Annotated in this window: 20 protein-coding genes and 1 tRNA gene; 12 read left to right on the forward strand and 9 right to left on the reverse strand. The window is 32.6% G+C overall.

Annotated elements, in window-relative coordinates; genetic code table 11:
- Positions 1–303 precede the first annotated feature (303 nt).
- Positions 304–2,151 (reverse strand): tetratricopeptide repeat protein, encoded by a 1,848-nt coding sequence (locus QL232_RS24700; RefSeq protein WP_281616184.1) that lies wholly within the window; start codon positions 2,149–2,151, stop codon positions 304–306.
- Positions 2,152–3,400: 1,249 nt separating this feature from the next.
- On the opposite strand from QL232_RS24700, the gene QL232_RS24705 reads away from it, so the two are divergent.
- A complete protein-coding gene (locus QL232_RS24705) occupies positions 3,401–4,075 on the forward strand; it encodes a DUF6624 domain-containing protein (RefSeq protein ID WP_281616185.1) in 675 nt (224 codons plus the stop codon).
- Between the two features lie 86 nt (positions 4,076–4,161).
- On the opposite strand, the gene QL232_RS24710 is transcribed toward QL232_RS24705, so the two are convergent.
- The 8 genes from QL232_RS24710 to QL232_RS24745 form a co-directional block, all read right to left on the reverse strand.
- Positions 4,162–5,919 (reverse strand): Ig-like domain-containing protein, encoded by a 1,758-nt coding sequence (locus tag QL232_RS24710; RefSeq protein ID WP_281616186.1) that lies wholly within the window; start codon positions 5,917–5,919, stop codon positions 4,162–4,164.
- Positions 5,920–6,017: 98 nt separating this feature from the next.
- Complete coding sequence (gene mnmG / locus QL232_RS24715; protein ID WP_281616208.1) at positions 6,018–7,892, reverse strand: tRNA uridine-5-carboxymethylaminomethyl(34) synthesis enzyme MnmG; 1,875 nt, start codon at positions 7,890–7,892, stop codon at positions 6,018–6,020.
- Positions 7,893–8,124: 232 nt separating this feature from the next.
- Complete coding sequence (gene ybeY / locus QL232_RS24720; RefSeq protein ID WP_281616187.1) at positions 8,125–8,562, reverse strand: rRNA maturation RNase YbeY; 438 nt, start codon at positions 8,560–8,562, stop codon at positions 8,125–8,127.
- A complete protein-coding gene (locus QL232_RS24725) occupies positions 8,562–8,963 on the reverse strand; it encodes an ATP-binding protein (protein WP_168883499.1) in 402 nt (133 codons plus the stop codon). Before QL232_RS24725 ends, ybeY begins: the two co-directional genes overlap by 1 nt.
- Before the next feature lie 19 nt (positions 8,964–8,982).
- On the reverse strand, positions 8,983–12,366 hold the full coding sequence (locus QL232_RS24730) for a DUF4175 family protein (protein ID WP_281616188.1): 3,384 nt from the start codon (positions 12,364–12,366) through the stop codon (positions 8,983–8,985).
- Between the two features lie 133 nt (positions 12,367–12,499).
- Positions 12,500–14,263, reverse strand: coding sequence for an ABC transporter substrate-binding protein (locus QL232_RS24735; protein WP_281616189.1), 1,764 nt, complete (start codon positions 14,261–14,263; stop codon positions 12,500–12,502).
- 140 nt (positions 14,264–14,403) lie between these two features.
- Entirely contained in the window at positions 14,404–15,171 is a 768-nt protein-coding gene (locus tag QL232_RS24740) for an exodeoxyribonuclease III (protein ID WP_281616190.1), read from the reverse strand.
- 1 nt (position 15,172) lies between these two features.
- Positions 15,173–15,571 (reverse strand): hypothetical protein, encoded by a 399-nt coding sequence (locus QL232_RS24745; RefSeq protein ID WP_235958314.1) that lies wholly within the window; start codon positions 15,569–15,571, stop codon positions 15,173–15,175.
- Between the two features lie 35 nt (positions 15,572–15,606).
- Here QL232_RS24745 and QL232_RS24750 point away from each other — a divergent pair, with 35 nt between their 5' ends.
- From QL232_RS24750 to QL232_RS24800, 11 genes are all read left to right on the forward strand, one after another.
- Positions 15,607–16,308, forward strand: a complete 702-nt coding sequence (locus QL232_RS24750) for a phosphoribosyltransferase family protein (RefSeq protein ID WP_281616191.1) — start codon at positions 15,607–15,609, stop codon at positions 16,306–16,308.
- A gap of 90 nt (positions 16,309–16,398) precedes the next feature.
- Positions 16,399–16,474: transfer RNA gene (locus QL232_RS24755), tRNA-Met, on the forward strand.
- A 188-nt stretch (positions 16,475–16,662) separates the two neighbouring features.
- A complete protein-coding gene (nusB, locus tag QL232_RS24760; protein WP_281616192.1) occupies positions 16,663–17,850 on the forward strand; it encodes a transcription antitermination factor NusB in 1,188 nt (395 codons plus the stop codon).
- Between the two features lie 18 nt (positions 17,851–17,868).
- Positions 17,869–18,192 (forward strand): YtxH domain-containing protein, encoded by a 324-nt coding sequence (locus tag QL232_RS24765; protein WP_168883493.1) that lies wholly within the window; start codon positions 17,869–17,871, stop codon positions 18,190–18,192.
- 262 nt (positions 18,193–18,454) lie between these two features.
- Positions 18,455–18,922, forward strand: a complete 468-nt coding sequence (locus tag QL232_RS24770) for a DUF1573 domain-containing protein (RefSeq protein ID WP_168883492.1) — start codon at positions 18,455–18,457, stop codon at positions 18,920–18,922.
- 100 nt (positions 18,923–19,022) lie between these two features.
- On the forward strand, positions 19,023–19,358 hold the full coding sequence (gene yajC, locus QL232_RS24775; RefSeq protein ID WP_168883491.1) for a preprotein translocase subunit YajC: 336 nt from the start codon (positions 19,023–19,025) through the stop codon (positions 19,356–19,358).
- A 120-nt stretch (positions 19,359–19,478) separates the two neighbouring features.
- Positions 19,479–20,522, forward strand: coding sequence for a hypothetical protein (locus QL232_RS24780; RefSeq protein WP_281616193.1), 1,044 nt, complete (start codon positions 19,479–19,481; stop codon positions 20,520–20,522).
- Positions 20,523–20,533: 11 nt separating this feature from the next.
- Positions 20,534–21,142 carry a dephospho-CoA kinase gene (gene coaE, locus QL232_RS24785; RefSeq protein ID WP_211093317.1) on the forward strand — a complete coding sequence of 203 codons (609 nt, stop codon included), beginning with the start codon at positions 20,534–20,536 and terminating at the stop codon, positions 21,140–21,142.
- A gap of 144 nt (positions 21,143–21,286) precedes the next feature.
- The gene (gene purH / locus QL232_RS24790; protein WP_281616194.1) at positions 21,287–22,831 is read left to right on the forward strand and encodes a bifunctional phosphoribosylaminoimidazolecarboxamide formyltransferase/IMP cyclohydrolase; all 1,545 of its coding nucleotides are present in this window, start codon (positions 21,287–21,289) and stop codon (positions 22,829–22,831) included.
- Between the two features lie 114 nt (positions 22,832–22,945).
- Positions 22,946–23,182, forward strand: a complete 237-nt coding sequence (locus tag QL232_RS24795; RefSeq protein WP_281616195.1) for a 4a-hydroxytetrahydrobiopterin dehydratase — start codon at positions 22,946–22,948, stop codon at positions 23,180–23,182.
- Between the two features lie 312 nt (positions 23,183–23,494).
- Positions 23,495–24,052 (forward strand): hypothetical protein, encoded by a 558-nt coding sequence (locus QL232_RS24800; RefSeq protein ID WP_281616196.1) that lies wholly within the window; start codon positions 23,495–23,497, stop codon positions 24,050–24,052.
- The last annotated feature ends 38 nt before the right edge of the window (positions 24,053–24,090 follow it).

The raw sequence follows: 24,090 nt of genomic DNA on the forward strand, positions 1-24,090 counted from the left end.
AAAATCAGAGAGTTATCAACTAAATAGGAGTGAATATTTCGATTTTAAGCTACTTCTGATGTTATGAATCAAATATTAAAGTAAATCCCATCTCAATTGTTTATAACTTTTCGAAAACAGCTATTTTAATCAACAAAAAAGAGAAAGTTATTCACAAATCACTATTTTGAGTGTGAATAACTTTCTCTTTTATTTGAATAACTACTTGAAAATGTATCAAATAGTTTATTTATGTCTTAAATCAATAACTTATCCACATTTTGGTGAATATTTTATTGTTTTTGGGGCTTTATTTTAAATTTTCTACGATTTGTTCACATTATCTCCTCTTAAACGTCTAAAACGCTTACGAGCATCAACTTCATAAACAGAACCTTTATAATTAATCAGATGATCTTTAAAATAATTCATCGCTTGTTCTTTATCCTTTAGTTGATCTTGATAAATCGTTCCCAATAGATAGTTGGCATCATCTGCCCAAATATCGTACCTATGAAACTCTAGTATCTCTTTTAATGGTTCAGTCGCTTCTTCATATTTGCCCAATTTTATTAACAATTGTGCTTTTTGCCAAAGAATTTCATCTGTTAATCGATGTCCTTTGAATTTTACTAACATTTGTTCGTAACTATCGAGCGCTTTATCATATTGTCCTTGGAATATCAACAAGTCTACGGCTGCATAAGCTTCCATTGCTAAAGAAGTAGTGTCGAGGTTTAGATTATCACCAATAAGCATGGAGAGTTCCATTGCATCATTGCTAATCGTTCTAGAAGTTGCCAACTTCAATACATCTAATTGCGATTGTGCTAATTTAAAATCTCCTGTGTAGTAATAAAGCTTTGCGTTTTTCAATTTAGCCTCATGTCCAATCTTTAATTCACGATTACTTTTAGCAACTTGTGAATAAAGTAAAGAAGCTTCCCAAGGTTCATCTTTTAACAAATAGATATCCCCAAGATCTAGTTTAGCTTGTGAAATAAGTGACTTAGGAATGTTTCTATTGTTGATAAGTTCTTTTAATTCAACAATTGCAGAATCTCTCTGATTCAAATAGAAGGCCTGAAGCAGTGCCATGTTTCGCATAGCATCAGCAGTTTGAGCATTTAATCCCATTTCCTTCACAATTTGTTGATAATCTTTTACTAGAGACTCTATTTCAGTTCTATCGATAGGATAGGTGTTTTTAACAATAGCTTCTTTAGTTTCAATTAAGAACTTTCTCGCCACAGGATAAACAGCGTATTCTTTATATCTATCCACAAGGTATTGGAATATCTTCTGGGCATTCTTATAATCCTGATTGTTCTTGGCTAGTCTACCTATCTCTAAAATTTTATAACCTTCTAAACGTAAACGCTTATCTAATGCTCTTGCTTGAATAAAAGCACCATAAAATTTCTTTTGTTGTAGATAGTACCAGACAATCATCTCATTGAATACAGTCATATCTGCATTCTTCTGCACTTTTGTGAGTAACTGTGGTTCTAATAGCTCAAAATCTTCTTCTGTAGTTAACCTGTCCTGTAAAGCTACCTGAACATATTCTAACTGATCTGGCTTTAATGTGAGTAACTGAAGATATTCATCGATCATCTTATCATACTTACCCCATTTGTAATATAAATCGGCTAATTCGTAATAAAAGAGTTCGTTACTATTCTTCTCTCCAATACGATAACAAGATTCTGTGTATTTGAATAAATTCAGATCAAGGCAATATAAAGCCGTATAACGCAACTTCGTGGTATTGACTGCTATTTCCTTGATAAAAGTATCAAAGTACTTATCAGCCGTTACTGTATCTTTTTCTAGAAGCTTTATGCGAGAGTAGTCCACATGGTAAACAGCATTACTCTCATCAGACTTTACTGCTTTCTTCAAATATTTATCCGCTTCCTTGTACAGTTCTTTTTTTAAAAGAATAGATAAGTAATTTTCGTGGATCTGGTTTATCAAGTTTTTTTGTTTTGATAAATCCCTGTACAGATCTAAGGCTTTATCATATTCTTCCGTTTTATAATATTCCTGGGCTAGGTCTAACTTCTCCTCTGTTTTATTTTGAGCAAACCCTATTTGAATAAAAAAGAGTCCAACCCCAATCAAAGGTATAGCCTTTCTGATTTTTTGAGGAATTAAGGTTTTCAACATTTCACTAAACAGATATATAATAAAAAAATAAATTTTAAAATTCTCTTTTATTATTATTAGGGGTGTTTATAAGTTGATAACTGACTTTACCAACAGATAATAAGCGCTTATAAACAAACTAAGCTGATAACTATTCACTGCCTAACAATATCAAAAACAAAGGATTAGAGTACTTTTCCACAGTATGTGAGATAATAAGTGAACCAAAGTTATTCAGTTAATTTGTGTGTGCGCAAGCGCCATTTTTGCGCACATCGACTTATACACAGGCTTGTGAATTGCGTGAATAAGTGCCATTTGTGAATTACTGTGGATAATAATCACACCTTTTAAACATTTTACTCACTAATCACATTTTCTCACAATTTTGATGTGAATAATGTGGATAAGTACAATAAATATCTTCGATTTGTACAATAATTAAACTATTTCAATCAAAAACTGTGAGTAAGTCGTTGATCTTATATGAAGATACATACTTTGTAAATTTTTAAATCATTTTTGCGCCTAAAAAATGATCTGATTTCAGAAAGTTTTTCACATGAACAATTTGAAATGAATAGAGGCTTATGAATAATTGATTTCTATATCCGATGACAAAGAGTTAATCAAAAATAAAGGGTTAAATACCTATCACTTGTGCACACTATGTGAATGTATATTTTGTGTATATGTTTATAATTAAATACAGGTTCTATATTAATTACTAGAAAATCAGCTATTTAATATGTCTTTACTATTCTTAATTATACCAGTTTTCTGTTTATAAAGAAGTGAATTAGGTCAAATGGTCTAACAGTGTGAATAATTATGTTGATAACTAACTGATTTACTAACATAATTATAAATGCATGTGAATATTAATGTTTGTAAATGAAAATCTTACTGAATAAGTAGATAACACTATGTACTAATTAAACTTTAGTATAATCACTAAAAATATAGGCTAATGATATCATAAAGGACGTTTTACTACATATTTAAATGAATTAAAGTGTTATCCAGTTACGTTATTAGATGTAAAAAAAACTTATTCACACATATATAGCTCCTTCATGGAAAGGAAACACTAATTTTATAATTTATATACACTCTTTTTCTATTTATCCCTCTTATTTACAAGACTTATCCACAGTTTATTTATAAGCTCTACAATTATTGAATAATGGATCTACTCCTGTTGAAATAGATTGTATATTTAGCTTATAGAAAATAAAGTAAACTATTAGCAAACTTTCAATTTCCACAAATGAGATTAATATTTATTCTTTTAGTAGTATTGATTCAATGCTCTTGTACAAATGAAAATGATACTACATCAGAGAAACCAATTAATTATTCTGAGATAAAAATACTTTTGGATAGTATTAGAGAAGTAGATCAATCCAATAGAAAAGACTTCGAAAAAGTTTATAAAAAATATGATCAAGAAAGCGAAGTTTTTCAATCAGCTGTAAAGAAGATGATGTATTCTGATTCTTTGAATACAATTTTAGTATCTGAGTTATTGGATAAGTATGGGTGGATAGGAAAAGACAAAATAGGGGAGACCGCTAATTCGACTTTATTTCTAGTGATACAACATTCGTCTAAAGAAATAAGATTGAAATATATTCCTTTATTAAGAGAAGCAGTAAAAAATAAGAAAGCTAAAAAAAGACAGTTAGCCCTGATGGAAGATCGATTGAATTTAGAGTATGGTAAACCTCAGGTCTATGGAAGTCAGGTTAGTTTAAATCATAAGGGAAAAAATTATGTATTTCCTATTGATGATCCAGAAACTGTAAATGAAAGAAGAGCGGAGATGGGATTAGAACCTATAGAAGACTATCTATTGTTTTTTGATATTAAATGGAATTTAGAAACTTATTATAAAACCCTTCCACAACATTTGGAGGAATTAGAAAAGAAAAAAGATGAGTAAAACATTTTGTATGTTCTAATAAAAAAAAGCCTTTGTAAATATGTTTTTTACAAAGGCTTTTTTTATACCACATGGATACTTTTGATTTATCTTTTATCAGTATCAATGACAGTATCTTCTCTTCTTATTTCCCAATTGGCTTCTACTTTAATTTCTTTCGGGAAGAAAGCAGTAGGTTCAGGAGGAATACGATTTTTGAAGTCTCCAGGGAACCATACACCATCACCATTTTCATCAATTAAAACTCTGATTTTATAAGTGCCTGGTTTTACATATTCGAAAGAAAACTTTCTTTCATTTTCAATTTCCATGACGGGTTCATTTTTACCGTCTAATAACTGAACAGTAAAATTATCATGACTACCTTTTACAAGTCCTTCAATAATTCCGTATTTGTCTGGCTCTTTAATACTAAAGTTTAAAGTTTTTTGCTTTGTAGAATCAGTCTTTACAGATACAAAAGAATTTTGTTTTAAGATGACAGCAAAGGCAGAATCTGCAACAAAACCAGGAATAGTTACTTCAGTTTTATCAAAATTAAAACTCAATGCTTTCCCCCTTGATTCTAAAACACTATCAAGCATTACAGTGTCTTCACTATATACATACATCATACTATCCATGTTCCATTCTTTCAGAGGAATAGGAAATCGAAGTACTATATCAAGAGAATCATTTTCTTTAATATCATTGTCTTTTGGAAGTAATTGTTCGAAAGATATTCTAGTAATTTCAACCTCTTCTTCTTCAGCTCCCAAAGCATTACCTACCGATTTTAGAGCACCACCAATAAGGCCTCCACTCTTTTTTCTTTCTTGTCTTTTCTCCTCCGCTAATAGTTCCTTCTTACTAGGGAACATGATCAAAGTATCAAATTCTAATTTTGTATCTAAGGAATCAATACCATAACCGGTAATTCTTAAAGAGTCTTCTTGATCTCTTAAACCAGTATAGATAAGCTTAATTTCTCCCTTCTCTTCCATACTAAAAATACTATCTGTATAAGTATTCGTTTCAGGGAAATCAACACCATATTCTACAATACCTTTATTGAAAGAAATATGCAGGTCTTCTTTTTCTTTCTTGATTCTATTTAGTTTTAGATCTACTAAATCATAATCTCTGACATATAGTTTAACACCATCTATATTTTTATCTAAGGAAATAGAGTCAGAAAAGAAGCCTACTTTTTCTTCTCTAAGAGTGTACTTATAATCTTCGTTTGCATCTGCGATAGCATAAACTTTATAGAATCCAGGCTTAAACCTTTCTAAGATAAATAGCCCGTCTTTTACTGTTCTTGAATAATATAATGGTGGATCAGTATTGACATCCAACGAATCATATGGATCATATAAAGCAATGATTCCACCTTCAATTGGTTCGTTAGTCATTAAATCAAATACTTGTCCGGTGACTTCAAGGGAGTCTAGATAGTCTCCAGTACTAAAAGCAAAACGTACATTTTTTGCTGGATTCTTTTCAGTCACATCAACTACTGCTTTACCAAAATCCATAAAGTAAGTAGTATTCTGTTCAAGAGTATCTAGAATATTCATCACTACTTTATTTCTAACAAACTTGGTTTTGTATTTGAAGTCTGCTTTATAAGGAGTGATAATAAGGTTCTGCTTTAGCTTTTCTTCTTGAACATACTCATCAAAATAAAGTGTGATTTTAAGCTTGGTAGTATCAACATTTGTTTGTCCATCGAAGGGATCGCTTGCTCCAAAACGAGGTGGTATTTCATCTTTAGGACCACCAGTAGGAGAGGAGACTACAGCACATGCATATACTGTGAAAAGTATATAGATAGATATAATGATTCTTAGGTATAAGTTCATAGGAACGTTTCTGTTTCTCTAATTTTTCCTATCACAAAATAAGGGATATCTCTTGAATGAGATACCCCTTTTTATATAAAATATAAGATTATTTCTTCTTAATTTTTCTGCTTATCTAAATAGACCATTAAGATAGTTACATCAGCAGGAGTTACACCACTAATTCTTGATGCTTGTCCTAATGTCAACGGAGCTACTTTAGATAACTTTTCTCTAGATTCTGCAGACAAAGCAGTGATTGCTCTAAAGTCAAAACCATCAGGAATTTTATAATTTTCCATAGTGACTAACTTCTCTGCAATCTTTTCTTCTTTCTCAATATAAGCTTCATACTTCAATAAGATTTCAGCTTCCTCTAATGCTTTATCAGAGAAACCATCAAACTCTTCTTTTAGTGTTGGAGCACTATCCATTGTTAAAGCCATATCAACTTTTGTCTTCTTAAGAAACTTATCAGCTTTTAAACCATGGTTCATAGCAGGTAATCCTTTAGCCTCTAAATGAGGGTTTGCATTACTTACTTTTACACTAGTTTCTTTTAAAGTCTCAATAGTCTTATTGATTTGCTCTTTCTTCTTTTGTACAGCATCAAATCGTTCATCAGAGGCTAAGCCAATTTGATGACCAAGTTGAGTTAAACGAATGTCGGCATTATCCTGTCTTAGTAAGATTCTATACTCAGCTCTAGATGTAAACATTCGGTAAGGTTCGTCTGTACCTTTGTTGATCAAGTCGTCAATAAGAACACCAATATAAGCTTCTGATCTTTTTAAGATGAATGGCTCTTTTTCTGTGATTTTATTGTGTGCATTGATACCTGCCATCAAACCTTGTGATGCTGCTTCTTCATAACCTGTAGTACCATTGATTTGCCCTGCGAAATATAAGTTCTCGATTAACTTAGTTTCTAGAGTAGGCTTCAATTGTGTAGGAGGGAAGAAGTCATATTCAATAGCATATCCAGGTCTGAACATTTTAGCATTTTCAAAACCTTCGATTTTACGTAATGCTTTGTACTGTACATCTTCTGGTAATGATGTAGAGAAACCATTGATGTACATCTCACAAGTGTTCCATCCTTCTGGCTCAACAAAGATTTGGTGACGATCTCTTTCTGCAAAACGATTGATCTTGTCTTCAATAGATGGGCAATATCTAGGACCTAATCCTTGAATTCTACCATTGAACATTGGCGATCGATCAAAACCTGTTTTTAAGATGTCATGTACTTCATTACTTGTATAGGTAATGAAACAACTTCTTTGTTTAGTAAGTGTAGAAGTCTGATCTGAGAATGAGAACTTTTCAGGGTTTTCATCACCCGCTTGTTCTTGCATTTTTTCCCAGTTCAACGAACGACCATCCACTCGGGGAGGAGTACCCGTTTTCATTCTACCAGATTCAAATCCTAGTGCGACTAATTGTTCAGTTAAACCTTTTGCAGCATGTTCGCCACTACGGCCACCACCAAATTGTTTTTCGCCAATATGGATTAAACCATTTAGAAAAGTACCGTTTGTTAAGACTACAGATTTAGTATTAAATACAACACCAAGACCAGTCTTAACACCAGTAATTTTGTCACCGTCCATGACTATTTCAGTAGCCATTTCTTGCCATATATCAACATTGAGATTTGCTTCGAGAGCATCTCTCCATTCCTGAGCAAATACCATTCTGTCGCTTTGTGCTCTTGGACTCCACATTGCAGGACCTTTCGATCTATTCAACATACGAAATTGAATCATAGATTTGTCTGTGATAATTCCAGACATACCACCTAACGCATCAATTTCTCTTACAATTTGTCCTTTTGCGACACCACCCATTGCAGGGTTACAACTCATTTGTGCAATGGTCTGCATGTTCATTGTAATCAACAATACTTTTGATCCTAAAGTTGCAGCAGCATGGGCGGCTTCACAGCCCGCATGTCCTCCGCCTATTACAATGACGTCATAAGATGGATACATTCTAATTCCTTTTTTTAAAAGTTCCACGTGGAACAAAACCGAAATAATTTCTAACTACAGTTTTAAATACTGTAAATCAATTAGATTGATAATGCAAAGATACATAATCAATTATTAGTAAAGACTTAATGTTTTCATATAATAAAAAAATGTTCCACGTGAAACACTTAATTTTTTCTACAAAAAGTGTTTCACGTGGAACATATATGAAATTTAACTATAAAAGACTGTACTATTGGGTAAGACCTGAAGATCTTGAAGCAAGTTGTTCATCTTCCAGAGCTCTCATCTTTTTAGCTTCTTCATCAGATTTATCTTTAAATCCTAATAGATGAAGAATACCATGAATAAGTACTCTGTGGAATTCATCAGTTTCACTTGTTCCAATGGTTGAAGCATTTTCTTTAATACGGTCAATGCTTACAAAAATATCAGACTCTATCTCGTTCTCATATTCTGAATTATCAAAAGTGATAATATCAGTATAGGTATCATGGTCTAAATACTCTACATTAATTTTATGTAAGTATTCGTCAGAGCACAAAATGTAATTAACACCAATGAGTTCGAAATTAAATTTTTTGATAACGGATTGAATCCATTCTTTTACTTGTTCTTCATGTTGAACATCAAAAGAAATGTCTTCAGTAAAAAAAGTAATTTCCCCCATTAAATATAAAATGTAAGTGTAATTGCTCTACCTTCTTTAGAGAACTCTACTTCATCTGCTAAATGCTTCATTAAGAAAATACCTCTACCACCTGGCTTGTCAATATTTTCTGGAGCTGTTGGATCAGGCAGACCATCAAAGTCGAATCCTTTACCTTCATCTTCTATTGTAAAAGCTATTTCTTTATCTGAAACATTTAATTCTAAGTGAACATTTTTATCCTTATCATTTTTGTTACCATGAATGATAGCATTATTCACAGACTCAGTTACGGCAATCATAATGTTACCATAAATGTCATCATTAAAATTAAACTCGTCACGAGCTTGATCAATAAAACTCTCCGCTATTCTAACATTTTCTATTAGCGAAGGGATCTTTAATTTGAATGGTTTATTCATTATTGTGCTAGTTGGCATTTCAATCTTTTATCTTTTCAAAGTATTTGTTCACTTCTTGCTTGTAGTAAGTATTCAAGGAAGTAGGAATAGTACGCAATAATTCAATTTGCGTCTCCTTCTGTTTTAGATATTCATCAAAACTGTCAGGAGGAGGAATCTGCTTTTCTTGTCTTGCAGTTTCCGCTTTTCGTTCTTCATCTTGACCTTTTTCTTTTTGTGCCTTTTCAGACTCAAGCATTCTTGTTAAGATCTCTTTTTGTCTTTCAATCAACTTATCTGTAAGCTTTTTGTTGACTAGATCTTCTTCGGTTTTTTCCATTTCTTTCAGAATCTTTCCGTAACCGTTGTCACCTTCTTTGATTCCGTTTCCATCGTCACCTTTATCTTTACCTTGCATTTGTTCTTGCCCTTTGCCCATACTTTGTTTTAAAACATTTCGTATCATTTCTTGTTGGGCAGCAAGTTTCGCAAGTTCTTTAGATAATTCTTTACCAGACTTTCCACTTTTCTTTAAGTTTTCCATCTGTTGATTTAATTGCTGTTGCATCTGACTCATGCTAGGAGAGGACGACTGTTGTTTTTGGTTCATTTGTTGCCCTGCCATACTCTGACTCATTTGCTGTTGCATATTATCTAAAATATCGCTCAATAACAAAGCCAAGTTATTTATTGAGGTCATAGAAAATTGCTGTTTACTGGCAGCAACTTCTGGAACTCTTCTTTTGATTGCATCAAGGCTTTCGTCCATGTATTTATTCATTTCAGTAACCTCACGTGTAACAAAAGACTCAATTTGGAAAACTCTTTTCGATAATGCAACTAAACTGTCTTCAATATATTTAGCATCATCTCTTAATTTCAATTGAGTTTGTGAAAGCTCTACAAATTTAGGATCTATTCTTCTAACCTCCTTAAATGATTCCATTAGATTTTCTTGATCAAATGAAAGTTTTAGGAGATTCTCCATTATTTGTCGTAAAGCTTCATGGTCTTCACTGATTTGTTCCATTTGTGCAGACTGCATACTTTGTTGCATTTTTTGTGCCATCTGCTGCATTTTATTAGCAGCTTTTTTCTGCGATTGATGAGCCTGCTTTTTATTATTTTCTTTTAGTTGTTGAGAGGCATTTTGTTGTTCTTTCTCTATTTGCCTTTCATTTGGCGTAAATTGTTCGAAGTCCTGATTGGTTTGTTCCTTCTTATCCATTTTACGCAAATCATCCATCTCTTGTTTAATCTGTTCAAACTTCTTATTAAGTTCGTCCTGCTTTTTAGCTATATCTTCTTGCTGTTTTGCATTTTCCTTCTTTTGTTCTTCAGATTGCTCTTCTGAATTAGCTTCTTTTTCTTCTAATGATTTTGTCTCATTGGCAATTTCTTGTTGCTCTTTTGCTAAATCTTCAAGTTTAGAAGAAACTTCTTTTGCTTTTTGCTCTATCTGTAACTTCTTAAATAACTTAATTGAACGTTCTAATTCATTCTTTAAGTTCTTCTGTTTGTTCTCAATATTCTTCAGGTTTTCTTGAAGAGATTGGTTGATATAATTTTGTTCCATCAACTTTTGAAGTTCCTCATATAATTTTTGAGTTTCTTCATCATTGATATCATTAATGATCTTCTGTAATTGTTCCGCCTTCTGAGAAGCTTGCTGATCTTGCTTCGAGAACTTACTTTGTTTGTCTTGTAATTGTTGACTCTGCTGTTGGAGGCTTTTGATTTGTGCTTCCAATTCTTTTCGTTCTTCAATCAACTTTTGAATGTCTTTTTTATCTTGCCAAGATAGTTGACGTTTACCTTTTAGTTTTTCTTCTAACTTCTTTAGGTCTCTATCCAGTTGATCCGCTTTTGCCAAAGTCTCTTCTAGCTTATCTTCTGTTTCCTTTTGAGATTCGTCAATTTCTTTTGCAATTTCTTTGGCTGTCGGTAACGAGAAAGAGTACATAGGTGTCTTACTTCTCTTATTACCATTTACTCCATCATTATCATAAACTTCGACATAGTATTCCAACTTGTCTCCTTCTTGAAGTCCAAATTGTTCAGTTTCTAATTTGTAATAGAAGCTTTGATCGATTGCTTTTCTATTAAAAGGAATATCAATTTTACTGAAAGTCTTAGATGGATTGTTCTCTTCTTTTCTTTTGATTCTATATCTCGTACGTAGTCTAGTGATTCCGTAATCGTCACTGATGTTTCCTCCAAACACCAAGTAATCGAACATTACAGTATCTTGATACTGGCGCATACTAATACTCGGAAACTTATCTTCTATAACATTTAAGAAATAGGAGATACTGTCTTTATTGCTTCCAAATTCATTTTTTAATGCAATACTATAGGGAGTAGAGCTACTTGCTTTTTGAGCATACTTAAAGACGTTGTCATTTACTGATGTTGCATGCACCGTTAATGGAACATCTTTAAAAAATAATTTGATGGAATCGGCTGTTTTTGTATCAAACAACCAAGTTATTTTGGAGCCTTCAGGTAATAGAAGGTTACCCGTATTAGATAATGTCTCGTTGGTTTTATTAGTATATGAAGGATACTCTACTTGAACACTAAACTTAGATAAAGAGGGACGAATTAAAGTATTGATATCAAACTCTTGTGAGTAATACCCTGCAGCTTTAAATCTAAAGGTAACAGCATGCTGAATCTTCTTGAAAGTATGTGTAAAAGAATATCCAGGTGTTGTAGGCTGTAATTTAATTAGTGAACCTTTATTGGTTTCAATGTATACATCAGATGGAATAGCATCACCTTTTAGTTGTACCTTCAATTCAAAGTCATCTCCTTGAAAGGTATTTAAACTAGAGTTTAAAATATAAAATTGGAAAGGTGCTACGGGTAAAAACTCTTTATCAAACTGAACAATTTTTGGAGTTGTATCAGTGATTACTTGAGGTCTAAATAAAAGAATTCCTAGAAAAACTATAACAATAGGAAGTAGGTAGGTATACCAATATCTTAAGTTAGTTTTATAGGAAATAGCACTAGAGAAATTAATAGGGGAGAATTGCTCATCTCTTTGACTTAATGTCGCATTGATTAAGCTATTATCTTTTCCTTCAGCTTGTAATTGAATTGAATTGACAAGCTTATCAGAAACCTCTGGAAAATACTGACCGATTTCTTTCGCTGCTTGTTCATCAGTAATCTGTTTTGTTATTCCTTTAAGTTTTAGAATAGGTTGTATTACCCAAATAAATAAGGTGTAACAGAATGTACATAAGTATGTAAAGAACAATAATGCTCTAGCAGTTGTACCAAAATTATTGATGTATTCTAATATATTGATCAGCAAAAAAAGACCTAGAATTGCAGCAAGAGAAAGGATGATACCTTTTAATGCAGCATTCTTATACAGCTTCTGTTTATAGGCTTTTATTTTGCTTTCAAACATATAGAACTATAGTGATAGAGTTGATAATTAATGGGTAATGCATAGAGGCTAATGCCAAATTCTATGCTGTAAAAATAAGACTGATTCTAATTTTAGAATCAGTCTTATAATTTATATAGTAATATAATTAATATTAATTACTTTTCTCAAAATAAACAGTACTGAAATCACGATATTGCATCGGATTGTTAGGGAAATCTTTAATATTTCTCTGAATTAGACGATATCCTTCGTCATACCACAATACTACAAAAGGAGCATCTTGCATTAAAATTTGCTCAGCCTTCTTAAAGTGAACCATTGCAGTTTTTTGATCTGAAGCTCCTAACGCTTTCTCATACTCTACATCAAACTTAGGATTACTGTAGCGTATTAAGTTAGGCCACGATTTATCTTCTAAGTTCTTAGGAAGTGTTTTACTGTAATAAGCCCATAAGTAATTTTCAGGACTTGGGTAATCAGCAATCCATGCTAAACGTAAGAAATCGTAACGACCCATGATACTCTTTTCAGCAATCTGAGCAAAAGGAGAAATCTTCAATTCGATTTCAATATTCAATTTATCTTTTAATTGCTTTTTTACTTCAAGAGCAACATTGCTGTATTGTTCTCCTTCAGTATTTAAGTCAAGAGTAACTTTTGGAAAACCTTTACCATCAGCATACCCAGCTTTTGCTAAGTAGTATTTCGCTGAATCCAGATTATACTTATATCCTTGGATATCTTCGATATCATAGTTGTCAAATACAGGAGGTGTAATACCAAAGTGACCTTCCATATACCCTTCACCATTTAAGATATACTCAAGAATTCTTTGACGATCAATAGCAAAGTTGAATGCTTTTCTAATATTGATATCATTAAAGATTTTGCCTGCGTTGTTCATTGCTAAGAACTGTGTAGACATTTCAGGAGTACGTTGTAAATGATACTTGAAGTTTTCATTTGTTTCATCAGATTCAGCAAGAATATCAATGATGTCTTCTGTAGGAACTCTGTACATCATATCAAGTTCGCCTTTCTTAAATTTCAAGAATTCGATTTTCTTGTCTTTAACAAATGAAACAACGATGGCTTTAAGGAAAGGAAGTTGGTTACCATGCTCATCTTTACCGTGGTAGTTATCGTTTTTAGATAAGATAATAGAAATATCTTCATCAACACTAGCTATTTGGTAAGGACCAGTACCCACACATTTTGTTCTCATATCTTCACCATATGCTTCGTAAGCTTCTTTAGGGAAGATAAATGCACCTGGTCTAGCCAAGTTATATAAGAACATTGAGTTGGGCTTTTCTAACGTTACTTCAAATGTCAATTCATCAATCACTTTAAAACCAGAAACGCCAGATTGACCTTCTGGAGATTTAGTGAAAGTTAAATCAGCCTTTGAAGCGTTATAATAATCTTTAGCACCAACTACAATATCAGTAAACAAATGAGCATACTGATTATTTTTATTATAAGTACAGATTAAATTAAAGCTGTATAGAATATCTTTAGCTGATAGCTTTCTACCTTTTCCACTCTCAAAACATTTGTCGTCATGAAAGAAGACATTGTCTTTTAATTTGAAAGTGTATACCAACTGATCATCAGATTTAGCATAACTATCAACAAGACTTGGGGTAATTTGTAAAGTCTTCTGATCAAACTTAAATAATCCCTCATAAATCTGAGAGGCTATTCTATAAGAGTAAATATCAATGATACTAAGAGGAAATAAGTTTTTGATATACTCGGCTTCATTAACCTTAAAAACTCCTCCATAAAATTTACCGCCTTTAGCTGGAGTCAATACGGTTTCAGCATCCCCCTTTTCTTGGTTGCCTGATCCACATCCTACAAATAGTGATAGGAATGTAAAAGAGAGTATAACAGCGATCAGCTTTCTCATTTGCAATGAATTTTCTTATGTATTTCGCCTAAAATAATCCTTTATCTGGCTAATTTTTTAAAAACAAAAGTTTGCACAACCTAGTGTGAGTCTAAAAATATCTAAAAAAATGATTTTTTTACACAGATTACACCATTTTTTTAACGAAGTACAATTTCTACGGGACAGTGATCAGAGTGAACAGCCTCATTATGTAGCTGAGATGATACTAAAGCATCACTGAATTCTTTCTGAACCATAAAGTAATCAATACGCCATCCTAAATTCTTTTTTCTAGCTCCTGCTCTGTAAGTCCACCAACTATATTTATGAGGACTTTCATCAAATTTTCTGAATGCATCAACGAAACCTCCTTCATCTATGAACTTGGTGACCCATGCTCTCTCTGCAGGTTGAAAACCTGAAGTATTTTTGTTACGGTCAGGGTTATGAATATCTATCGCCTTGTGGCAAATATTAAAGTCTCCACAAATGACCAAGTTGTTGTAAGTTTTTTTCAGTTCGGATACGTAATTGTAATAATCGTCTAGAAAAGCATATTTAAAACTTTGTCTTTCTTCTCCAGATGTTCCTGAAGGGAAATAAGTATTGATTAACGTAAAATTTTCGAACTCACACAGTATTGTTCGACCTTCTATATCGTATGTATCAATTCCCATGCCTATTTTAGTAGAAATCGCCTCAATTTTAGATAAAATTGTTACCCCACTATAGCCTTTTTTTTCAGCGGCATGCCAATAGATATATTTGTAGCCTAATTCCTTGAAAATCTCCGTGTCGACTTGATCTTCAAGTGCTTTTGTTTCTTGAATACAAACAATGTCTGGGTTACATTCTTTGAGCCACCCGTCTAATCCTTTTTTTAATGCAGCTCTAATCCCATTAACGTTGTACGAAATAATTTTCATATTAATCTAATAAATCAGTTTCTTGTTTAAAATATTCTAGAATATGCCATTTCATAAGTTGTTCTTGTGCTAGCAATTCCATAGAAGGTATCTTCTTTTCTAATTTCCAATGTGGCCAACCGTCTTTGTCTTCACCTTCTAATGAGTAGTACCCAGAAAAGCTTAGTACTTTACAAGTGGCTATATGTATAAGATCCTGTTTTTCTTCTTTAGAAAAAGGGATCGGGCCTTTACCTAATTCTTGAACACCGATAAGAAATAAAATACTATTTAAATCTCCAGGAGTTTTACCTAAAACAGAAGTGAGTACACCTTGCAGCTTTGCCCATTCGGTTCTTAGTTGTTCCAATTCTTCGTTTTCCAATGTAAATCGTAATTTGATTGAAATGTGTATATTCATGCTAAAATAAACACGATTCATACGATAACAAACTAATGCTTACTCTCTCAAAAGTTTTTAATTCAATTTGCTATACTATTTTTCCTCCAACTTGTCTTCATTGTGAAGAGTTATTGAGATCAGGAGAAGAATATTTATGTTTTTCATGCTATGCAGAACTTCCATTAAATAACGGTTCTTGGATATCTCCTCAGCAAAATAATATTAGAGACCGGTTAGACCAAGAAGTTAATATGGCAACTTCTTTATTCTTTTATACGAGCGATAATATTGTTCAATCTCTTATTCATCACTTAAAATATAAAGACCTTCCTAAAATAGGAGCATGGATGGTGGATCACTTTGTATTTCCTTGTGATACCATTTACCCCAAATCAATAGACTTAATTACATCCATTCCTTTACATCCAAAAAAACAGAAACAAAGAGGATATAATCAATTGGATAAGTTTTGTGAACGTCTTTCTAAAAGATGGGATGTACAATATGATCCTGAGGTATTAATAAGAAAGAAGCACTCTACCTCTCAAACAAAAAAGTCGAAAATTGAAAGATTAAAGAGTTTAGAGGGAGTTTTTGAGATTAATGTATCAAAAAGAAAAAATATTCAAAAAAAACACATTTTAATTATTGATGATGTGATTACAACAGGATCTACCATAAAATCAGTGACTTACTTGCTGAAAGAAGGAGGTGTTAATGATGTTAGCATACTTTCTATGAGTGTTGTTTTCTGATGATTTATGGTTATTAACGTCTTTAATTGAGATTTAATTTGGTTACTAAAAATTAAACCTCTACTTTTGCACAGCATTTAAGAAAAACAGTGCGGGGTGGAGCAGTTGGTAGCTCGTCGGGCTCATAACCCGAAGGTCATCAGTTCGAGTCTGGTCCCCGCTACCAAATGGCTAGTCTAACATTTTAGACTAGCCTTTTTTATTCATCTTATCTAAGATATTTTATCCTAATAAATCTGTATATCAGAAAATTAGGTGTATCTTAATAAAGTTAATCGGCATGAAACTATTAAATTTGTTTCATCGTCTCTTAGATGTAATAGTTCTTTAGAAATTTAGGTAAATAGAAGATCCATGCTCAACAGAAGGTTATTACGCATTAAAGTAATGCAAAACATCTATGCTTTCAAACAAAATAAAGCATCAAACAAGGAGTTAACTTTAGACAAAATCAAAGCAGAATTTCGTGATGAGTTACTTGAGTTTGGTCAGGAAGAAAAAGCTAGAATAGATGAAGAGCAAGCCAAAGTAATTGAATACATTAATTCAGTAATGGATGAAGATCAGGAAGAACCTTCAACTCAAGGGTTGGATGTAAAACTTCTTAAGATTGCATCTAATGCTAAGAATTATTTCGAGCAATTAATGGCAGATGGGAAACAAGATACCCGCAAGAATATGGTTGTTGAAACAGAACAACTATTTACAAAATACCTAAAAATCCTCTCTTATTTAATCGATATTTCAGAGTTATCTCACAAAGAATTGGAGAGAAAACTCGATAAAGGAGCAAGATCCATTGAACTTGACCAAAAGTTCACAGAATGGTTCTATCACAATCCTGTCTTCACAATTCTTAGAGAAGACGAAACATTAAACGAATTACTTGCCGAAAATAAATTAAGAAGAGCTGAAGACGACGAAAGAGTCTTAGAATGGCTTAGAATCTTAAAGCGCGACGGAGAACTTCAAGAAAAAATTGAAGAATTTGCAAAAGAAGGCGACAACTTTGAAACGCAAAAAGAAATCTTACGTTTAATAGTAAGAGACTTCATTTTTAAAAATGAGATTATCGAATCTCAATTTGAAGGAGAAGATCTTAATTGGTCAGAGAACAAGAAAATTCTTAGAAGTATGGTACTGAAGACGGTGAAAAATATTTCACAAGATGAGGGTACTGAAATACTTTCTATCTCAAAAAATTGGGATGAGGACAAAGAGTTTTTCGAAGATCTTTATGACTATACTTTAAACCAAGAAGAGTCTTTTAAAGAAATTATTGCGAAAAAGTCTAAAAAATGGGCTGTTGATCGTATTGCAAAAGTCGATGCTATCTTAATTAATATGGCATTAGCAGAAATGTTGAACTTTAGAAATATCCCAGTAAAAGTTACAATTAACGAATTTATTGAGATTTCGAAGCAATATAGTACTCCAAAAAGTTGGCAGTTTATCAATGGTATGTTAGATTCAATTTCAGAAGACCTTCAGGCTGAAGGAAAGATCAAGAAGTCTGGAAAAGGTTTACTAGATAACAAATAATTTAACACATTACTATACATGGCAAAAAACAGCGGAAGTTCATTATTTGGTTTTGTTGCAGGTGCAGCAGCAGGTGCTTTATTAGGTGTTTTATTTGCTCCGGATAAAGGACGTAACACAAGAGAACGTTTATCATATAAATTAGACAAATACCGTGAGGAATTGGAAGATTTAATTGAGGACCTTCTTGAAGAAAGAAAAGTTGCAGTTACAGCAGCAAAATCTGAAGGCCAGAAAGTGATTGATGATGCCATCAAACATGCTGAAGAATTAATGGGTGAAGTAGATGCTTTAAAAGAAAGAATTTCTACACCCGTACTTGATGACGAGGAGGAAGTATAGAATTTCTTCTTCAATAGTACATAATTGGCAAAGAAGGAATACTTCTTTGCCTTTTTTTGTTTACAAAGTTGTTATAATTGTAATAGCTTTACATAACTTTTGAATACTGTGCCTAATTGAAACACTAAACACAATGTTTATGATGGATCAGGTATTCAGAATTTGTTTTTAATACTGGTGCTTTATGAACAGAATTATCCATTAGTAAATCATACAGTATTTTAAACTTTCATTTTAATCAAATTCATTTAATTATATCATAATGAAACTTTTAAAATCACTATCAGTACTTCTTATCTCAATGGTATGTTTTATCTCTTGTGGAGAGAAAGCGAAGAAAACAGAAAACAATCAATCGAGTGTTTCTGTAACAAACAGTAATGAGAAAAGTGGTCCTTTAGCTAAGATCAAGTTTAACGAAAAAGAATACGATTTCGGTACTATCACTGAAGGTGACAAAGTAACTCATATCTTCAAGTATAAAAATGTTGGTGAGGTGCCATTAACGATCACAAACGTAAAAACAACTTGTGGGTGTACTGCACCAAACTGGGATAGAAAACCTTTAGCTCCAGGCGAAGAGTCAGAATTAACGGTAACATTTAACTCATCACACAAAAAAGGTAGACAAGTAAAGAAAATTACTCTTTATGCTAACGTAGAAGATGGTTTAGATGCAGTAATCATAAAAACTATGGTGAACCCAAAAGAAGAAGCAAAGACAATGTAGTCTGACTTCTTTTTTAATTTTCACAAAAAAAAACCTCTATTAGGCTCATAACCTAGTAGAGGTTTGTATTTTTGTGGCTAATTATAAAAATAACAACAAAATGAACGTTTTAAATAATATCTTACTTCAAGTAGCTGGAGATCCTAATGGTATCATGAACATTGTGATGATCGTTGGTATGATCGCAGTATTTTACTTCTTTATGATTCGTCCGCAACAGAAGAAACAAAAAGATCAACAAAAATTCTCTGATGCTATTAAGAAAGGACAAAATGTTGTTACAATCAGTGGAATGCACGGTAAAATCGTTGAAGTGAAGAGCTCTACAGTAATTTTAGAAATTGATAGAGGCGTTAAAGTAACTTTTGAAAAGTCTTCAATCTCAGCTGAAAACACAAACATTGTTTTTGGTAAGAAGAAAGAGAAAAAAGACTAAATAAATACTTCCTTTATAAGTATCTTGTAAACCGTAGCGGAAATTAGATTTCTACTACGGTTTTTTTATTTTTGAATGATGAAACATCATTTATTAGTACTATAGTTAAGTAAAAGGTTTATGCCGGATAGAAAATACCATATCCCAGATTTTAAAAAGCTTGTTGAATGGGCAGAAGAACAACTTAATCTTTTGATTGAGGATAATTCTTTCCTTCAAGATATTAAGCGGTGGGATTGGAGTGCCATGATGGTTTGCCTGACGACGGCTTTTATTTTCTGGATCTTCCATTCATTAAATGAAGACCATACTTCAACAATAGAGATACCTGTAAAAGTAAAAATCAGCGAGGACAATGTAGTAGCACTTCAGGAACCCCCTAATCATGTGAGTGTCAATGCTACAGGAAATGGCTGGACTTTATTAAGTAAATCATTAGGAATGGGAAATAGTAAGTTAAATATAAACTTAGAAGACCCCGTTTCCGTTAAGTATATAGCGGGTAAGTTTTTACTAAAAGAACTTTCTCAAGTTTTAAAAGGGTTGAAGGTAAATTATATTGTTGAGGATACTCTCGCCTTTGACTACGATACATTAACCAATAAAAAGTTAGCAGTAAAAATTGATACTACATCTTTTCATTTTCAAAATGGCTATAAAAGGGTAGGTGCTGTGAAAGTAGTACCAGACAGTATAATTTTTAGAGGACCAAGTACAGAGCTATCTCATTTTCCAAGTGATTTGAAATTATCTTCGGAAGATGCAGATCCAATTGCTGAAAATTTAAATGAATACATACCTGTTAGAATTCCTGTAGATAATGAGAAAAGTCTAATTGTTTCTCAATATGATGAAGTTAAGGTCTCTTTTGATGTATCTTACTTCATTTCGACCACTGAAAAAACAAAGCTTTTTAAGGTGAATTTCCCTGATATTGAGGACTCTACAGATTCAATCTTTTTATTACAGCCTAAAGATGTGTATATTAGTTATATTATCAGAGAAGACTTGATAAATAGCGTAGATACTATACCTGTAGTTGTTGACTATAAGGATATAGATTGGAACGACTCAACGGTAACACCAAAGGTGTTTGTAGAAGATTTTTACGAAAACATTATCCTATCCCCTAAAAAATTAAGGGTGATCAAAACAACGAGATAAAAATTAAAATTATGCAAGTTGGCATCACAGGTGGAATTGGTGCCGGTAAAAGTTACATCTGTAGACTTTTTAAAGTTTTAGGAGTACCTATTTACAATGCCGATAATTCCGCAAAAATGTTAATGGTTGAAGACCCAGAAATTATTGATCTTGTTAAATCTAATTTTGGAGCTGAATCCTATTTCCCAAATGGCTATCTAAATAAGAAATACCTAGCCAATCAGATTTTCTCTAGTAAAGAGAAATTAGAAAAAATGAATGAAATTGTTCATCCTCGCGTTAAACAGCATTATGACGATTGGGTAAAAATCCAGTTGTTGAAAAATGCGTATGTGATTAAAGAAGCTGCGCTGATGTTTACCAATGAACAATACAAATCACTTGATAAGGTGATTGTTGTAAGAGCTCCATACGAAGATCGTATAAAGAGAGTCCTTTCTCGGGATAATCGACCACAACATCAAATTGAAGAAATTATTGATAAGCAAAGACAGGAAGAAGAGTTATCAACTCTTGCCGATTTTGTGATCAATAATGATGAAAAACATTTAATTGTTCCTCAAGTTATCGAACTACATAAATCGTTCGTAACGTTAAACACTTTAGTTACTAAAAGTTAATTACTAACTATTGCTTACAGATAGGGTGATTTTTACCTTATCTGTAAGTAAAAAAATGAACCTTTTTCGGGTTAAAGGATATTTTTTTTACTTGAATTGATTATTTTTGCGCCATAATCATAAACTAAAGATTATCAAACGAATATGAAAAAGGTTGAATCAGCTTTAATTTCGGTTTTTTACAAAGACAATCTAGCGCCAATTGTAAAACTCCTTCAAGAAAATGGCGTCACTATTTATTCTACAGGTGGCACACAGAGTTTTATAGAAGAACTAGGAGCCGAAGTAACGGCTGTTGAAGACTTAACTTCTTACCCTTCTATCCTAGGAGGACGAGTAAAGACTTTACATCCTAAGATTTTCGGTGGTATCCTTAACAGAGGAGACAACGAACAAGATCAAGCACAAATTGCTGAATTTGGTATCCCTAACATTGATCTAGTAATTGTAGATCTTTATCCTTTTGAAGAAACAGTAGCATCTGGTGCAGAGCATCAAGCCATTGTTGAAAAAGTAGATATCGGTGGTATCTCATTAATTCGTGCAGCTGCTAAAAACTACAAGGATACATTAATTGTATCTTCAAGAGAGCAGTATGATGAAGTAGCTCAGATTCTTTCAGAGAAAAATGGTGCTACAGAACTTAAAGATCGTATGCGTTTCGCAGCAAAAGCATTCGATATTTCTTCTCACTATGATGCAAAAATCTTCGATTACTTCAATAGTGCAGTAGAAGCAGAAGAGGAAGAAAAAATCCCAGCATTTAAAGTAACAGAACGTTCGGCTAAAACATTACGTTATGGCGAGAACCCTCACCAAAGCGGTACATTCTATGGTGAATTGTCAGACATGTTCGACCAGTTAAATGGTAAAGAGCTTTCTTACAATAACCTTGTGGATGTAGATGCGGCAGTTTCTTTAATTGATGAATTCCCAGCTTCAGAAGGAGCAGCATTTGCTATCCTTAAGCATACAAATGCTTGTGGTGTTGCTTTAGGTAGCGATATCAAAGATGCATATGTTAAGGCATTAGCTTGTGATCCAGTTTCAGCGTTTGGTGGTGTACTTATCGCTAACCAACCTATCACTTTAGCTGCAGCAGAAGAAATTCATAAGTTATTCTGTGAAGTAGTTATTGCACCATCTTTTGATGCAGATGCTTTAGAATTACTTAAAGGAAAGAAAAATAGAATTATCTTAAATAGAAAAGATATTGCTACAGGTGGTATCCAGTTTAAATCTTTACTTAATGGTGTTTTAGCACAGGATAAAGATTTAAAAACAGAAACTGCTGAAGACTTAACAGTAGCTACAGAAAAAGCACCTTCAGATTCTGAAGTAAATGCTTTATTGTTCGCAAACAAAATCTGTAAGCATACGAAGTCTAATGCAATTGTTTTAGCAAAAGATGGTCAGTTATTCGCTAGTGGTGTTGGTCAAACATCAAGAGTAGATGCATTAAACCAAGCTATTGCAAAAGCAAAGAGTTTCGGTTTTGATTTATCAGAAGCAGTAATGGCTTCAGATGCATTCTTCCCATTTCCTGATTGTGTTGAATTAGCACAAAAAGAAGGAATCAAAGCTGTAATCCAGCCAGGTGGATCTATCAAGGATCAATTATCTGTAGATTACTGTAATGAGAACGATGTAGCAATGGTAATGACAGGTGTACGTCACTTCAAGCACTAGAAAATATAAATAGTAACATTACTGTTATGATCAAGCCGGTACAATAATGTACCGGCTTTTTCTTTTTATTGATTTCTGTATCTTTGAATATCATCAATAAACATACTTATCACTATGGATTGGAAAGAAACCAATAATCAATTACAAAAGACTTTTACATTTAAAGATTTTTCAGAAGCTTTTGCTTTTATGACTAGGGTAGCATTTTTAGCAGAACAACACCAACATCACCCTAATTGGTCGAATGTCTGGAATACAGTTGAAATAGCTCTAACAACTCATGACACAGGAAACACGATCACAGAAAAAGATAGAAAATTAGCAAAAGCTATTGATGAATTAATCGCTTAGAATAGAAATAACTAAAGTGTAAATTCTTCTATCAAATTAGGTTTATGATAGAAGAATTACCTTTTAAAGTCCAACGATTATTTTCATTAGCCCATTCAAACTAGATACAGCTTAATTTATTTGATTGATGTTAAACTAATATACACCTTTGAATTGTCAATCTATACAAAGAGGATAATAAAAGATATCGAGCCTTTCTTCTAATTTAAAAATTCGAATACAATAAATTATCCATCTCTTATGGTAACGAGTGACATTAAAACCAATGGGTGTGGAGTACACCTTAATAATTAAATATCAATCTAAAATTAAATGAAAAACCTAATTAAATTAATCGCTGTAATCACTGTTTTATCATTCACTTCATGTAATAATGGGAGTGATTATGAACCAATTACAAATGACCGAATAGAAGGAGAGCAGACTCCAGGTAAAGATAAAGATCCTGGTGATGGAGACATTGATTTAGACAATGGCCAGACACCAAGCGATAGGATCCCTGGCACACCAGAGGATGGAGATAACATTATAGATGATGGTACTATAGAAATAGAGAAGGGTCTCGTTAAAAAGCATGCTAATGTAATTTCTGAAAATAGAAATACTCACCAAATGTGTGATGTATATGAAATTAGTAAAGAAGCAACAGAACTAAATCTTATTATTGGTGAGAATGAATTCGTTAATATTTATACTATCAATGGTAGAGTTGATGTTATCAAAGCTTCTTTTGAGATGACATTAAAAGAGTTACTGAAAATTGAAGGTATTAATATTTCGGAACTTTCTAATGAGAAGCATTGGTATAAAGTAGAGAATAAAAGACAATTAATTTCAACGTCAATAAAAGTAGTAAAATATACAAAATAGAACTCAACAAAAAGGCCTTGAAGGATAGGGTAAATACC

The organism is Flammeovirga sp. SubArs3 (genome assembly GCF_947387565.1).
Taxonomy (GTDB): Bacteria; Bacteroidota; Bacteroidia; order Cytophagales; family Flammeovirgaceae; genus Flammeovirga; species Flammeovirga agarivorans.

Bases quoted from the DNA above. Each gene is read 5' to 3' on its own strand.
- QL232_RS24700 (WP_281616184.1), bottom strand. From the start codon at position 2,151: ATGTTGAAAACCTTAATTCCTCAAAAAATCAGAAAGGCTATACCTTTG.
- QL232_RS24705 (WP_281616185.1), top strand. From the start codon at position 3,401: ATGAGATTAATATTTATTCTTTTAGTAGTATTGATTCAATGCTCTTGT.
- QL232_RS24710 (WP_281616186.1), bottom strand. From the start codon at position 5,919: ATGAACTTATACCTAAGAATCATTATATCTATCTATATACTTTTCACA.
- mnmG (WP_281616208.1), bottom strand. From the start codon at position 7,892: ATGTATCCATCTTATGACGTCATTGTAATAGGCGGAGGACATGCGGGC.
- ybeY (WP_281616187.1), bottom strand. From the start codon at position 8,562: ATGGGGGAAATTACTTTTTTTACTGAAGACATTTCTTTTGATGTTCAA.
- QL232_RS24725 (WP_168883499.1), bottom strand. From the start codon at position 8,963: ATGAATAAACCATTCAAATTAAAGATCCCTTCGCTAATAGAAAATGTT.
- QL232_RS24730 (WP_281616188.1), bottom strand. From the start codon at position 12,366: ATGTTTGAAAGCAAAATAAAAGCCTATAAACAGAAGCTGTATAAGAAT.
- QL232_RS24735 (WP_281616189.1), bottom strand. From the start codon at position 14,263: ATGAGAAAGCTGATCGCTGTTATACTCTCTTTTACATTCCTATCACTA.
- QL232_RS24740 (WP_281616190.1), bottom strand. From the start codon at position 15,171: ATGAAAATTATTTCGTACAACGTTAATGGGATTAGAGCTGCATTAAAA.
- QL232_RS24745 (WP_235958314.1), bottom strand. From the start codon at position 15,571: ATGAATATACACATTTCAATCAAATTACGATTTACATTGGAAAACGAA.
- QL232_RS24750 (WP_281616191.1), top strand. From the start codon at position 15,607: ATGCTTACTCTCTCAAAAGTTTTTAATTCAATTTGCTATACTATTTTT.
- nusB (WP_281616192.1), top strand. From the start codon at position 16,663: ATGCTCAACAGAAGGTTATTACGCATTAAAGTAATGCAAAACATCTAT.
- QL232_RS24765 (WP_168883493.1), top strand. From the start codon at position 17,869: ATGGCAAAAAACAGCGGAAGTTCATTATTTGGTTTTGTTGCAGGTGCA.
- QL232_RS24770 (WP_168883492.1), top strand. From the start codon at position 18,455: ATGAAACTTTTAAAATCACTATCAGTACTTCTTATCTCAATGGTATGT.
- yajC (WP_168883491.1), top strand. From the start codon at position 19,023: ATGAACGTTTTAAATAATATCTTACTTCAAGTAGCTGGAGATCCTAAT.
- QL232_RS24780 (WP_281616193.1), top strand. From the start codon at position 19,479: ATGCCGGATAGAAAATACCATATCCCAGATTTTAAAAAGCTTGTTGAA.
- coaE (WP_211093317.1), top strand. From the start codon at position 20,534: ATGCAAGTTGGCATCACAGGTGGAATTGGTGCCGGTAAAAGTTACATC.
- purH (WP_281616194.1), top strand. From the start codon at position 21,287: ATGAAAAAGGTTGAATCAGCTTTAATTTCGGTTTTTTACAAAGACAAT.
- QL232_RS24795 (WP_281616195.1), top strand. From the start codon at position 22,946: ATGGATTGGAAAGAAACCAATAATCAATTACAAAAGACTTTTACATTT.
- QL232_RS24800 (WP_281616196.1), top strand. From the start codon at position 23,495: ATGAAAAACCTAATTAAATTAATCGCTGTAATCACTGTTTTATCATTC.